Here is a 13,343-nt window from a genome sequence, read left to right on the forward strand (position 1 = left end):
GTTTTTGTAGTGTTACTTTTAGCCTACTTAACTAAAAAAAAGGAAGATAATATAAATTAATAATTCTTTTATTAGAAAAATTAAATATTTTTTTGTATAATCCCATATAAAAAGACCATAGGATGGGCGATGTATAAAGTTATCTTATATTTATTATTAGTAAACACTTACCTGTTTTCACAAAGTGTAAACTACAAAAAAGTTATTGATTTAACCCTTGAAAATAACCTTGAACTTAAAAACCAAGAATTAAATATTAAAAAATCTAATCTAGATATAGAAAGTGTAAAATCTTACTCATATGGAAAATTAGAATTAAAGCATGAAATGTCTAGGACAAACCATTCAGGCTATGTATTTAATAATAAACTTTCATCAAGAGAAGCTACATTTAATGATTTTGGAGCTTCAGAATTTACAGGCGTATCTGCTTTAAATGTTGAACCAAAAAATCTAAACTATCCTGAAGTAAGAAACAATTTTAATACAAAAGTAACTTTTGAATTACCAATTTTTACGGGATTTAAATTGAAAAATCAAGAAGATATGATGAAAATTGCAAAAAAAGCTCAACAATTAAAACTAAACCTTGATAAAAAATCCTTAGAATTTGAAGTTTTAAAAGCCTACAATGCAGCAGTTGTAGCAAAAGAGTTTATTAAAGCTACAAAAAAAGCCAAAGAATCTGTAAAGCTTTTTGTAACTTCTGCAAATGAGTTTTACAAAGAGGGTTTAGTAACTAAAATTGATACAAAACAAGCAAGAGTTCATGAACTAAATGTACAAAGTAAACTTACAGAAGCTCAAAATAAATTTAATATTGCACTTGCTTATCTAAAATTTCTAACTTCCCAAGATAATATAACTGATGTAGAAAATTTAGAAATAATAAAAGCAAAAGATTATAATTTTAAATCTCTTTACAAAGAAGCTGTAGATAAAAGAGATGATTTAAAAATGTTAAAACAACAAGAAATAAGTATGCAAAAAAATGTTGAAGTTTCTAACTCTTCTTATTATCCAAATGTATATTCATACTTAGAATATGGATTTAATGATGATAAAATAAGTTTTGATAGTGAAAAAGATTACTATATGGGAATGTTAGGAATAAAATTTACACTTTTTGATAATAATAGAAGTGTACAAAAACAAAAAAGCCAGATAATGTTAAATAAAACTGCTATAAATTTAAATCAATTAAAAGATGCAATTAAACTAGAAGTTGAAAAAACATTACTAAACTTAAAAGCAAAAAGAAAAGCATTTAAAGAGAAACAAGAAGCTAAAGAATTGGCTTCTGAAGTTCTAGAACAATCAAAACTAATGTATAAAAACCAATTAATACCAATGACTGAACTTTTAAAACAAGAGGCAATTTATAGAGAAAATGAAGCATCACTAATCATGGCTAATTATGAATTATCTCTAGCTCTTGCAAGAGTAAATATTGTTTCTGGTCAAAGTCTGAGAAAATAGAGGAAAAAATATGAAAAAATCAATTTTATTTTTAGTATTACTTTTTTTAAGTATAACAAATCTATGGGCACTAGAACTTAGTGGTACAGTTATTTCTGATAATGAAAAAATCATTACTAGTAGATACATGGGATTTATCAAAAAAGTATATGTAAATGAAGGTGACTTTGTAAAAAAAGGTGATTTACTTTATGAAATAGACTCTTCAAATATTGATAGTAACAAACAAGAGGCCCTATTAAATCTTCAAATACAACAAAACAATTTAGATAATGTAGAAACTAACTATCAAAGATATAAAAGATTATATGAAAAAGACTTAATTCCTAAATATGATTTAGAACAATTAGAGTTAAAACTAAAAAATATAAAAAATATGATCTCTATTGCACAAGCTAAATTAAAAGAGGTAAACTATCAATATAGATACTTAAAAATAAGAGCTCCAAATGCTGGTCTTATAATCAAAAAAAGCATTAAAAGTGGTGAAATGGCAATGCCAAGCGCACCTGCGATGATTTTATCAGATTTAGATAGTTTAAAAATCAAAACAGATATAAATGAAAGCAATTTAGGGAAAATAAAAATTGGTCAAGAGGTTGATATATTTATAGAATCAATAAACTTACAATCAAAGGGTAAAATAGCATCAATAATTCCAAACGTTCAAAATATGACCCACTCTTTTACTATTAAAATCTCTTTTGATAAAAAAGATAAACATATCTATCCAGGGATGTATAGTAAAATCAACTTGATATTGGATAATAATGAATAATCAATTAAATATAGCAGGAAAACTTGCAAAAATATTTATAGACCATCCATTAACTTTTATCTTAAGTATTTTTATACTTATGTTAGGCTTTATATCACTGGAGTTTATGCCTAGAGAAGAAAATCCACAAATAAAAGTAAGTGGTGGTGCGGTAATTGTTGCACTTCCAGGAGCAAGACCTAGTGAAATCAAAAAAGTAATCATTGAACCTTTAGAGAAAAAGATTCGTGAAATAAAAGGTGTAGAACATATATATTCATATGCAAAAGATTCAATGGGGATTGTACAAGTACAATATTATATTGGAGAAGATAAAGAGGAATCAAATTTAAAACTCTATGACCAAGTGATGAGAAATATGGATAATATGCCAAAGGGTGCTATGAGTCCTATTATAAAAACTATGGACATAGATACAGATATACCTATAGCAACTATTGCTTTTTTTACAAAAGATGATAGTGTTTCTCAAACTAAACTTTATAATGAAATAAGTAAAGTAGCCTATGAGATAAATAAAATAGAAAAAGTAGCCTTAGTAGATTTAAAAGGTGAAAAAAAGGAGCAATATAATATTGAAGTAAATGCCAATAAAATTGCAGCATATAATCTATCTTTAGGGCAAATAGCAAGTCAAATAAAAGCTTTATCTCTTACAACTCCAAATATCAATTCAGATAACAATAATAAAAACTTAACAGTTCTTAGTATTAAAAATGCAATAGAATCAAAAGAGGATTTAGAAAACATAATAATCTCATATAACTATAACACCCCTATTCTTTTAAAAGATATAGCTACTATCTCAAGAAGTTATGACAAACAAAATAAAAAAGAAGCCCTACTATATAAGAAAGATACAAAAGATAAGGCTATAGAGCAAGTTACCTTAACAATATCAAAACTAAAAGGTGCCAACTCTGTAACAATAAACGAAAATATTTTTGAATATATTTCATCCATAAAAGATGAACTAAATGAAAAAGGTATTAAATATGTTATTACAAGAGATGATGGATATACAGCAAATAATGCTGTAAATTCCCTTGTACAAAACCTTTTGATCTCTATACTTATTATTGCAATCTTACTTATCTTTTCTTTAGGTTTTAAAGAAGCAATGATAGTATCTTTATTAGTTCCAATGATATTATCTTTAACACTATTTATAGGTTTTTTAATGGAAGAGACTATAAATAGAATTACACTTTTTGCTTTAATAGTAAGTTTAGGAATGTTAGTTGATGCAGCTATTATTGTAATTGAAAATATAGTAAGACACAAAAAAGAAGATAAAGGTAAAACTGATATTAAAACTTTATCTATAGATGCTACAAATGAGATTGGAAATGCTACAAATATAGCAACAATTGCAATTATTATGACTTTTTTTCCTATGTTTTTTGTGGGAGGAATGATGGGACAATTTATGCACCCTCTTCCTATTTTTGTACCTATAGCATTGGTTGTTTCTTTAGTAGTTGCATATATATTTACACCATATTTAGTTAAAAAATTTTTGTAAGGCTTAAAGATGAAACTAGAAAAATTTATATATGAGATACTTCAAAGCCCTAAAAAAACTTTAATGGTGTATTTAATAACCTTAGTATTATTTACGTTAAGCGTTGCAACATTTCCAACAGAGATTGTAAAAGCAAAGATGTTACCTAGTAAAGACTCTGATACTTTTTCAGTATATGTTGACTTAAAAGATGGTTCATCAGTAAGTGAAACAAAAGAGGTTACAGGATGTATTTCAAAAAAACTTATCTCAAAAGATTTAGTAACTGATGTTTCTGTATTTGTAGGGGAAGGACAACCTCTTGATTTTGCTGCATTGGTTAAACAAAGTGCTTTAAAAGATAAACAATCTCAAGCTGAAATAATGGTAAATATCAAAAAAGATAGGGATATTACAAGCTACAACTTTGTAAGTTCTATAAGAGATGAACTTCAAGATTGTTCAAAATATGATGCAAATATAAAACTGATTGAATTACCAGCAGGCCCTCCTGTATTAGCTTCTATAGTAGCTGAAATATATGGTGGAAACTCTTTTGAGAGTAGAAAAAAACTTGCAACAGAGGTAGCTAAAGTACTTAATAATCAAAAAACTCTTGTAGATATAGATATTATGGCTGATGATATATATGATAAATATGAGATTATATTAGATAATAATAAGATAATAAAAAGTGGATTATCACTTGAACAAGTAAAAAATATAATCTACATAGCTTATGAAGGAGTTGTATTATCAGTTGTAAATGAAAAAGATTCGCAAAGTCAAGTGCCAATATTTTTAAGACTTGATAATCAAAGATTATTTGATTCAAATAAAAAAGAGGCTATTTTAAATAAATTATCAACCTTAAAACTTGTAAATAAAAATGGCTTTACTATTCCATTAACAGAGTTAATTGAAGTTAGAAAAACTATAAAAGAACCAACCCTTACAGCAAAAAATTTAAACCCTATGATAAATGTAATTGCTGAAACAGATAAAGATAGTCAAATATATCCATTATTAGACGCAAGAGATGAGTTTTTAAACAATTTTAATACAAACTATGAGGTAACACGTTCAAACCTTTTAAACCTTGAATTTAAAGACAAAAATACAAATGAAACTTTTAAACTTGTTTGGGATGGTGAATTGAAAGTTACAATTGATACTTTTATAGATTTAGGTGGAGCATTTATAATTGCTTTAGTATTAATATTCTTTTTGATGGTTGTTTATTATAAAAACTTTGCTGTTTCAGGAGGAATTGTATTAGCAAGCTTTATCTCTATCATTGGAGTAATTTTTGCTCATATTATAATGGATTTAATAACAACAGACACTTTTTATCTAACAGCAACTTCTTTAATAGGATTTATTGGTTTAATAGGTATAAATTCAAGAAATTCAACTCTTATTATTGATTTCACAAAACAATTAGTTGAAGAGAAAGGTTTATCAATAAATGAAGCAATAGCAAAAGCAACAGCTACAAGATCAAAACCTATTATACTTACAGTACTTACAATGGTTTTTGCTTCTTCTCTTTTAGCTACAGATGCTGTATTTGGTGGATTGGGAGTTGCTTTAATTGGAGGAACACTAATCTCTTATGTAGTATCAATGTTTTTTGTTCCAGTGATTATAAAAAATCAGATAAAATCTATTTTAAAATAAAAAAGGTTACCTTTTAAAAGGTAACCTTATAAGTCATAAACCATTGCTATCTCTTCACAGATAGGAAAATGTTTACACCTTATACAATCAGCCCAAATTTTATGTTCTGGTATCTTATCTTTTTCAATTTCATAAAAACCTAAACTTTCAAAAAAACCTTTTTTATAAGTAAGTGATAAGATTTGTTGTAAACCTAGTTTTCTTCCCTCACGAATACAGGCTTCAACAAGTTTTTTACCAAGTTTCAAACCTCTATATTTTTCAGAAACAACTAAACTTCTAACTTCAGATAATCTAATAGAATGTATATGTAAAGCTGTAAATCCAGCTATTTTCCCATCAACTTCAACTACTGTATAAGATCTGATTGTATTAGCCATTTCATCTTCTGTTCTAAGAAGAATAATACCTTTATCAACCTCTTCTTGTACTAACTCTTGCATCTCTTTAATATGCGTTACATCTGGTTTAAAAAAATTAATTTCCAAAAAGATATCCTGTTATTGCATTTTGTAGTTGATCTAAACCTCTTTTTTTAAGGTTAGACACAAATATACCTTGTGGGTACGCTCTTTTAAGTTTTTGTAAATCATTTTGTTTTAATTTATCAATTTTTGTAAAAGCATGAATTATAATTTGATCCCCTCTTTTAATTGATCCTAAAAATTCATCCACGTTTTTATCAATGTCAAGTTCGGGATGCCTTGCATCTATTAGATGAACAAAAATTTGTAAACACGGTCTTTGTTCTAAATATCCAGTTAGATTTTTATTCCACTCTTTTTTAAGACTTTTTGATACTCTGGCATATCCAAATCCAGGTAAATCAACAAATCTTGCATAAATATAAGGTAACTCTTCATTTTGGGTTTTAAATTTAATTTCAAAATAATTTATCAATTGAGTTTTACCAGGAGTTGAAGAAGATTTTGCTAAACCTTTTCTATTTGTTAAAGTGTTTAATAATGATGATTTCCCAACATTACTTCTACCTAAAAAAGCCACTTCTGCTCTATCTGGACTTGGTGAATCAACTATACTTTGAGCTGAAGTTAAAAATTTTGCATCTACAATTTTCATTACTTATCTGCTCCACTATCAATATTTAAAATAAATCTAACAGGTTGATCTTCTTTTCCAACTACTCTTGCATTTCCTGTTAATTGATTAATATAAATTTTTTCACCAATAAGTTCTCTTTGCTCAATTTGTTCTTTAATATAGCCATTTCCAATAACAGTATACTCTTGTGTATTTGGATTATAAATTACTTTTTTCCCTTTTCCATTATAAATCTTACCATTAGAATGTATCTCAAAACTTACATTTCCAGTTGCCACATATTTTATAGGTTGTTTTGCTTTTCCTTTACTATTAGGTGTCATATATATTTCTAATTTTTGAGAATTTAATTTATCTTTTACTTTTAAAAGTTTTACATTACCTGTAAATATTGTTAATCCAGTAGCATCGTTTGTTTCAAAATGGTTAGCATCTATTATTAGTTTTTCAGTTTCTGCAAAAAGCATAGTAGTTAACATAAAAACTACGAATAAAAATTTCATATTATTAATTTCCTTTTTTCTCTATATCAATTTCAAAATGTGTTTTTAAAGCATTCATATAATACTTATTTAAATCTAAATACATATTTTCACCCTCTAAGTAATTATTAAAATAAGTTCCCTCAAAGGGTAAAGTGTTTGTTGCTATTTTTGTTTCTGCATTATATAATAATTCATCAGTATTTAATGTCATATAGTTATTTCTTGTAAATTGAACATTATTTATAAATTTAAAATTATTCTCTCTTTTTATAATTAAATCAGCTAATAATGTATCTGTAATCTCTTGTTTATCATTATCAATACTTTTAAGCATTAAAGAACCATCATACATTAAATCTCTATCTTTATATCTTATAGCTTCTTTAGTAAAAATTATTCTATTCATACTATTAGTATTTAAAGTATACATGGTTGAATCAACAAAGGTTAATAAAGGTCTATCTTCATTAGTATTCCTTTTAGATCTTTGTTCTACAGGCATAAAATAACCTGTTATTGATAAACTAAGAAGAACAAATACAAATATTCTTATAACCATGCTTTAATAAAATCCTCTTCAATACCATCTTCTTTAATTATAAATTCAATCATTTCTCTTACTGCACCTTTCCCACCAGATGCATTACAAACTACATTAACTATCTCTTTAACATAATTTGAACCATTTAAAGGAGTGAATGATAACCCTGCTTTTTTCAACATTTTATAATCATTTAAATCATCACCAATAGCTGCAACTTGAGCCCAAGAAATATTTTCTTCTTTTAAAATATTTTCTAAAATTTCATCTTTGTTGTGAACACCTTGATAAAGATGCTTTATACCTAACTCTTTTGCTCTTTTTTCAACTATTAAAGATTTACGCCCTGTAATAATTGCAGCATTTTTATTAAGCTTTTTTGTCCATGTTGCAATAGCTAAACCATCTGACACATCAAATGTTTTTAACTCTTCTCCACTATTTGTATAAGTTATTCCTCCATCAGTTAATGTACCATCAACATCCAGAACAATTAATTCAATCATAAAACACCTTTAGTACTAGGTACTCCAAGTTTTTCATTTATTACCATTGCTCTTCTTAAAGCAACTGCAAAAGCTTTGAAACTAGCTTCTAAAATATGGTGTTTATTTCTACCTCTATCATTTATAATATGACAAGTAATTCCTGAATTCATAACTAATGCATGGAAAAATTCTTCTGCTAACTCAACATCAAACTCTCCAACTTTTCCAGTAATATTTACTTCATAAACCAAAAAAGGTCTGTTTGATAAATCTAAAGCACAAGTTGTTGCAGCTTCATCCATAACGACTGTTGCATTACCATATCTCTCAACATTTTTAATAGGAAAAATTTCATCTTTTAAAGCTTTTCCTAAAACAATACCACAATCCTCAACACTGTGATGAGCATCTATATGTAAATCACCTTTACAAGTTAACTCAATATCTATACCACTATGTTTAGATAAAGCTTCAAGCATATGATCAAAAAAACCAACTCCAGTGTCTATTTTTGAGTTACCACACCCATCAATATCAACTTTGCAGAAAATATCTGTTTCTTTTGTCTTTCTACTAAATTCTGTCATTCTTTTTCCTATTCAGCAATTATCATTGCACTATTAAGATCATTATTCTTTTTAAAGTCTCTCGCTTCTTCTTCTGATCTGAAACCTGAAACCCATACACGGTTAATTGGTTGTTCTAAATAAACACCCTCTTTTATAACTACATTATACCTATCTTCAAGTATCATTTCAAATTTTCTTTTTGTAATCTCAGCACCCTCTAATCTTCTAAATGCACCAACTTGAACATAATACTTACCAACAGTAGCAGTTTCAGCTTTTTCCTGTTTTGTTTTTGCAATTTTGGCATGGAAACCTAAAACTGTAACTTTTACATTAGCAGTACCTTTTCCCACCATATCTACTTCATGGGCAGCTTTATTTGATAAGTCAATTATTCTTCCACTAACAAAAGGTCCTCTGTCATTGATTCTAACAATTGTTGATTTTCCATTATCTAAATTATCTACTTTAACCATTGTATTCATTGGTAGTGTTTTATGTGCAGCTGTCATTGCATACATATTATAAACTTCACCATTTGAAGTTTTTTTAGCATGAAAGTTTGGACCATACCATGAAGCAATTCCCCTTTGAACATCACCTACTTTTGCTAAAGTTGGATAATACCATTTCCCTGCTATTTGGTATGGCCTCATAGTTGCTCTATGCATCGCTTTAGAGTTTCTAATCTTTTCTTTTGGAATATCTTTATAAGTTTTTGAAGAATTATTTCCTGTATAGTAACTTATAGTTCTGCTTTTTTCTGAACATCCACTAAAAAAAATAATTGAAGATAAAGAAACAATCGTAAGTGGTAATTTATATTTATCTAATAACAATACTATCTCCTATTCTTAAAAGTGTAGTTTTTAGCTTATTATCTCTCATAAGTTTTTTTACATTAATTTTATATTTCTTTGCTATAGAATATAAAGAATCTCCATTTTTAACTATATATTTTTTAACTGTTTTTCTATCACTAAAAGTTGTAAAATCAACTTTTCCCAACATATCACTTGGTATAGGTAGAACAATCTTTTGTTTTATAGATAATCTTGAAGTTTTTAAATGGTTATGTGTTTTAATAAGTTTTAAAGGCACTTTATATTTTCTTGATATCCCATACAATGTATCTCCACGTCTTACCACATGAATTGCATATTTTGTATCTTCAATTAAACTACTGTTTTTGTTAAATAGTGTCAATTTATCATATGGGATATTGATTGAATAATAGTTTTTAGAAGGTGGGATTATTGATTGTTTAATATGTTTATTTAAATCTAATAGCTCACTATAAGACATATCAATAACTTTTGCAATATTTCTAAGATGTAAACCACCTTTTACAGGAACAGTTGCAATTGTTTTTGAAATTCCCATATTTAATAGATGTGAATTTTCATACTCTTTAATAAAATTTTTGGAATTGATCATTCCCAATGAGATAATTTTTCTAATATATCTTCTACTCTCTCTTGGCAAATATTGTCTACCAAGATTTTTTTGTTCTCTTAGAAGATATTCTAACTCAGGTTCAATATCATATTTTTGAACCTCTCTATAAACATCTCTTAAACTATAAAATCTAACTCTTCTTTGTTGATAATCTCTAACTACTTTTCTATACTCTCTTATTTTTTTACTATTTTTTAATTCTGGATGTTTTTGAACATAAAGGTCAAGTATTGCTCTTGTTAATGCTTCAACAACTCTTCCCTCTCCACAATTATATGCAATTGCAGCTAAGTACCATTTTCCAAATCTTTTATGTAATGCTTTTAAATATTTTGTTGCTGCTACAGTTGATTTTACTAAATCCATTCTCTCATCAACGTACATATTGCTATTAAGTCCATATCTTTTACCTGTTGCATACATAAATTGCCAAAGCCCTGTTGCTCTTGCATTTGATCTTGCATCAATTGTAAAGTTTGATTCAGCCATAGCCATATATAAAAATGAATCAGGAATTGATTCTTCTCTTAAAATCTCTTTTATTCTTGGTATAAAAATAGAAGCATCTTCCATTTTTCGTATATAATGGTCTAAACTTGTTTTGTTTTGTAATCTCTCATACACTTCTTGCAGTTTATAATCTGTAATAAAAGATGGATTTATATCCAAATCCTCTAATATTTGTAAATCTCTTTGTGTAAAATTTGAACCCGTAAGTGTCGCATTTAAATAAGCAGAGAAAATTAAAAGAACAAATAATATTTTCCTCAAATTCTATCCTATTTCTTAAAATAGGTAATATTTTATCTAAATAATTTTAGAAAACTGCTTAAATAAGGTTTTTGCATTGTTTGTAGTAAGATCTTCAACCTCTTGTCTTTCCATATGCAATAACTCTGAAATTTTATCTGCAACAAATGTAGTATAAAAAGGTTCATTTCTTTTCCCTCTATGAGGATGAGGAGTTAAATATGGTCCATCAGTTTCAATAATAATTTTTTCTTTTGGAATTTTAGGTAATATCTCTACAAGTTTTTTTGCATTTTTAAAAGTTAAAACCCCACCTATTCCAAAATAAAAATTATGCTCTGCTAGGGGGAGTAAATGTTCACTAGCATTAAAACAGTGTAATACTCCACCTACTTCTTTGGCATTATGTTCAATAAGTATTTCTCTTGAATCATTAGATGCTTCTCTAATATGTACAATTAGAGGTTTATTTACTTTTTTTGCAAACTCAATTTGAGCTCTAAAAACCTCTTTTTGTTTATTTTTAGTATATTCTTTTTCAGCTTCATCTTCAGGGAGTCTAAAGTAATCTAACCCACATTCACCAATAGCAATACATTTAGGATGATTAACATATTTTTCTAATACTCTCTCATCATATTGTTCCATATCATAAGGATGAGTTCCAACTGCAAAATATACCTCATCATATTTTTCTGCTAATTTTATAGCTTGAGGTAAATCATCATAATCAGCACCTGGTATTAAAAAGCCTTTAACACCATGTTCTAATGCTCTTTTTATAACTTCATCTATATCTTCGTAATATTGTTTATTGTCTAAATGACAGTGTGTATCAATAATTATGAGAAAAACCTTTTTTCAATTAGATTTAGAAGCTCATTAACATCTGAAAAGTCTTCAGCTTTAATCCAAGCATCTATACCAAAATTTTTAAAAGCATCATAATCGCTATCATCTTCAACTATAGCTATAGTTGCAAACTTGTCAGTACAAGCTTCATGTTTATTCTCTTCAAAATCAAATATTGAATTAATATCTAAAATTGCAATTTGTGCTTCACCTGAACACCCACTTTGAAAATGTTCTATTGTATGCTTTGAATCGATTACAGAATCATCTATATCACAAAAAGTTACTAATGTCATCTCTATCTCCCTGTTGTTATTTCATAAATTTTATCTAAAAAAAAATAATAACAGTTTTAAACTGTATTTTTTTATAGAATATATCTTGCTGTATCTTCATTATCTACAATGTCATCAAGTTTTTCTTCAACTAATTCTTTTGTAATAATAACTTTTTCACCAGCTCTTTCATCAGCTTCATAAGAGATATCTTCTATCACTTTTTCAATTACAGTATGAAGTCTTCTAGCACCAATATCTTCAGTCTTTTCATTTGCACTTACAGAATATTTAGCAAAAGCTCTAATCGCATCATCAGTAAATTCTAACTCTACATCTTCAACTTTTAATAATGCTTGATATTGTCTCAATAAAGAGTTTTTTGTATTTGTTAATATTTTATATAATGATTCTTCATCTAAATTATCTAATTCTACTCTTAAAGGGAATCTTCCTTGAAGTTCAGGTAATAAATCAGATGGTTTAGAAACATGAAATGCACCTGCAGCTATAAATAAAATATGATCAGTTTTGATTTGTCCAAATTTTGTATGAACAGAACTTCCTTCAACAATTGGTAATAAATCTCTTTGAACACCCTCTTTACTTGGGTCTTGATTTTGAGACTTCGTTCCCGTAGCAATTTTATCAATTTCATCTAAAAAGATTATTCCACCATTCTCTGCTCTTTTTATAGCTTCGATTTTAATAGCCTCTTGGTCTAAAAGTTTATCTCCAGCTACTTCTTTTAAAAGAACTTTTGCATCTTTGATTTTAACTTCTTTTTTAATCTTTTCTTTATTTAATCCACCTAACATTTTATTTAGGCTTTCTTGCATAGAAGTCATATCCATAGGCATTGATGAATCGATAATCTCTACATGGGTTTTTTTAGGAACTTCAATTTCAATAACTCTTTCATCTAGTTCCCCTGAAAGTAGTTTTTCTTCCATTTTATTATATGTTTTTATAAAAGATTCTCTTGCACTTTCAGTAGCACCATCTGGTAGAGGTGGAACTAGTTTTTCAATTATCTGTTTATTAATCTCATCATCAATTTTATCTTTTATTTTTTCTTCAAACTCTCTTGTAACTAAGTTAATTGATTCAAAAACTAAATCTCTAATCATAGATTCAACATCTCGACCAACAAAACCAACCTCAGTATATTTTGATGCTTCAACTTTAATAAATGGTAATCCCATCATTTTTGCAAGTCTTCTTGCTATTTCAGTTTTACCTACACCAGTGCTTCCTATCATAAGGATATTTTTAGGCATAATCTCTTCTCTTAACTCAGGAGACACATTCATTCTTCTAAATCTATTTCTTAAAGCAAGAGCGATTGTTTTTTTAGCATCATTTTGACCAATAATATAATCATCTAAATAAGATACAATCTGTTTTGGTGTTAATTCCATT

General features: G+C 27.4%; 13 protein-coding genes and 1 pseudogene. 3 read left to right on the plus strand and 11 right to left on the minus strand.

What is annotated here, in order from left to right; all coding sequences use genetic code 11:
* Nucleotides 1-129: 129 nt before the first annotated feature.
* The 3 genes and pseudogenes from ACKU3H_RS12790 (at nucleotide 130) to ACKU3H_RS12800 (ending at nucleotide 5,441) form a co-directional block, all read left to right on the plus strand.
* Entirely contained in the window at nucleotides 130-1,479 is a 1,350-nt protein-coding gene (locus ACKU3H_RS12790) for a TolC family protein (protein ID WP_320034256.1), read from the plus strand.
* A 10-nt stretch (nucleotides 1,480-1,489) separates the two neighbouring features.
* The gene (locus ACKU3H_RS12795) at nucleotides 1,490-2,257 is read left to right on the plus strand and encodes an efflux RND transporter periplasmic adaptor subunit (RefSeq protein ID WP_320034257.1); all 768 of its coding nucleotides are present in this window, start codon (nucleotides 1,490-1,492) and stop codon (nucleotides 2,255-2,257) included.
* Nucleotides 2,250-5,441, plus strand: a pseudogene (locus ACKU3H_RS12800) (efflux RND transporter permease subunit). Before ACKU3H_RS12795 ends, ACKU3H_RS12800 begins: the two are co-directional and overlap by 8 nt.
* Before the next feature lie 26 nt (nucleotides 5,442-5,467).
* Here the strand turns inward: ACKU3H_RS12800 and ACKU3H_RS12805 are convergent.
* From ACKU3H_RS12805 to hslU, 11 genes are all read right to left on the minus strand, one after another.
* Nucleotides 5,468-5,929, minus strand: a complete 462-nt coding sequence (locus ACKU3H_RS12805; protein WP_320034258.1) for an N-acetyltransferase — start codon at nucleotides 5,927-5,929, stop codon at nucleotides 5,468-5,470.
* Nucleotides 5,919-6,521, minus strand: a complete 603-nt coding sequence (gene yihA, locus ACKU3H_RS12810; protein WP_320034259.1) for a ribosome biogenesis GTP-binding protein YihA/YsxC — start codon at nucleotides 6,519-6,521, stop codon at nucleotides 5,919-5,921. Before yihA ends, ACKU3H_RS12805 begins: the two co-directional genes overlap by 11 nt.
* Nucleotides 6,521-7,006, minus strand: coding sequence for an LptA/OstA family protein (locus ACKU3H_RS12815; RefSeq protein WP_320034260.1), 486 nt, complete (start codon nucleotides 7,004-7,006; stop codon nucleotides 6,521-6,523). Before ACKU3H_RS12815 ends, yihA begins: the two co-directional genes overlap by 1 nt.
* Nucleotides 7,007-7,010: 4 nt before the next feature.
* Nucleotides 7,011-7,547 (minus strand): hypothetical protein, encoded by a 537-nt coding sequence (locus tag ACKU3H_RS12820; protein WP_320034261.1) that lies wholly within the window; start codon nucleotides 7,545-7,547, stop codon nucleotides 7,011-7,013.
* A complete protein-coding gene (locus ACKU3H_RS12825; RefSeq protein WP_320034262.1) occupies nucleotides 7,538-8,035 on the minus strand; it encodes an HAD hydrolase family protein in 498 nt (165 codons plus the stop codon). Before ACKU3H_RS12825 ends, ACKU3H_RS12820 begins: the two co-directional genes overlap by 10 nt.
* Nucleotides 8,032-8,604: an imidazoleglycerol-phosphate dehydratase HisB gene (gene hisB / locus ACKU3H_RS12830; RefSeq protein ID WP_320034263.1), complete on the minus strand. Its 573-nt coding sequence runs from the start codon at nucleotides 8,602-8,604 to the stop codon at nucleotides 8,032-8,034. The genes ACKU3H_RS12825 and hisB overlap by 4 nt, the downstream gene beginning before the upstream one ends.
* A gap of 8 nt (nucleotides 8,605-8,612) precedes the next feature.
* Complete coding sequence (locus tag ACKU3H_RS12835; protein ID WP_320034264.1) at nucleotides 8,613-9,425, minus strand: septal ring lytic transglycosylase RlpA family protein; 813 nt, start codon at nucleotides 9,423-9,425, stop codon at nucleotides 8,613-8,615.
* Nucleotides 9,412-10,815: a LysM peptidoglycan-binding domain-containing protein gene (locus tag ACKU3H_RS12840; protein ID WP_320034265.1), complete on the minus strand. Its 1,404-nt coding sequence runs from the start codon at nucleotides 10,813-10,815 to the stop codon at nucleotides 9,412-9,414. The genes ACKU3H_RS12835 and ACKU3H_RS12840 overlap by 14 nt, the downstream gene beginning before the upstream one ends.
* Before the next feature lie 36 nt (nucleotides 10,816-10,851).
* Nucleotides 10,852-11,640: a TatD family hydrolase gene (locus tag ACKU3H_RS12845; protein WP_320036480.1), complete on the minus strand. Its 789-nt coding sequence runs from the start codon at nucleotides 11,638-11,640 to the stop codon at nucleotides 10,852-10,854.
* Nucleotides 11,637-11,942 carry a hypothetical protein gene (locus ACKU3H_RS12850; RefSeq protein ID WP_320034266.1) on the minus strand — a complete coding sequence of 102 codons (306 nt, stop codon included), beginning with the start codon at nucleotides 11,940-11,942 and terminating at the stop codon, nucleotides 11,637-11,639. Before ACKU3H_RS12850 ends, ACKU3H_RS12845 begins: the two co-directional genes overlap by 4 nt.
* 71 nt (nucleotides 11,943-12,013) lie before the next feature.
* Nucleotides 12,014-13,342 carry an ATP-dependent protease ATPase subunit HslU gene (gene hslU / locus ACKU3H_RS12855; RefSeq protein ID WP_320034267.1) on the minus strand — a complete coding sequence of 443 codons (1,329 nt, stop codon included), beginning with the start codon at nucleotides 13,340-13,342 and terminating at the stop codon, nucleotides 12,014-12,016.
* Nucleotide 13,343 lies beyond the last annotated feature (1 nt).

The organism is Halarcobacter sp. (assembly GCF_963675975.1).
Classification (GTDB): domain Bacteria; phylum Campylobacterota; class Campylobacteria; order Campylobacterales; family Arcobacteraceae; genus Halarcobacter.

Coding starts and splice junctions, on each gene's coding strand:
- ACKU3H_RS12790 (WP_320034256.1), top strand. CDS start 130: ATGTATAAAGTTATCTTATATTTATTATTAGTAAACACTTACCTGTTT.
- ACKU3H_RS12795 (WP_320034257.1), top strand. CDS start 1,490: ATGAAAAAATCAATTTTATTTTTAGTATTACTTTTTTTAAGTATAACA.
- yihA (WP_320034259.1), bottom strand. CDS start 6,521: ATGAAAATTGTAGATGCAAAATTTTTAACTTCAGCTCAAAGTATAGTT.
- ACKU3H_RS12815 (WP_320034260.1), bottom strand. CDS start 7,006: ATGAAATTTTTATTCGTAGTTTTTATGTTAACTACTATGCTTTTTGCA.
- ACKU3H_RS12820 (WP_320034261.1), bottom strand. CDS start 7,547: ATGGTTATAAGAATATTTGTATTTGTTCTTCTTAGTTTATCAATAACA.
- ACKU3H_RS12825 (WP_320034262.1), bottom strand. CDS start 8,035: ATGATTGAATTAATTGTTCTGGATGTTGATGGTACATTAACTGATGGA.
- hisB (WP_320034263.1), bottom strand. CDS start 8,604: ATGACAGAATTTAGTAGAAAGACAAAAGAAACAGATATTTTCTGCAAA.
- ACKU3H_RS12850 (WP_320034266.1), bottom strand. CDS start 11,942: ATGACATTAGTAACTTTTTGTGATATAGATGATTCTGTAATCGATTCA.
- hslU (WP_320034267.1), bottom strand. CDS start 13,342: ATGGAATTAACACCAAAACAGATTGTATCTTATTTAGATGATTATATT.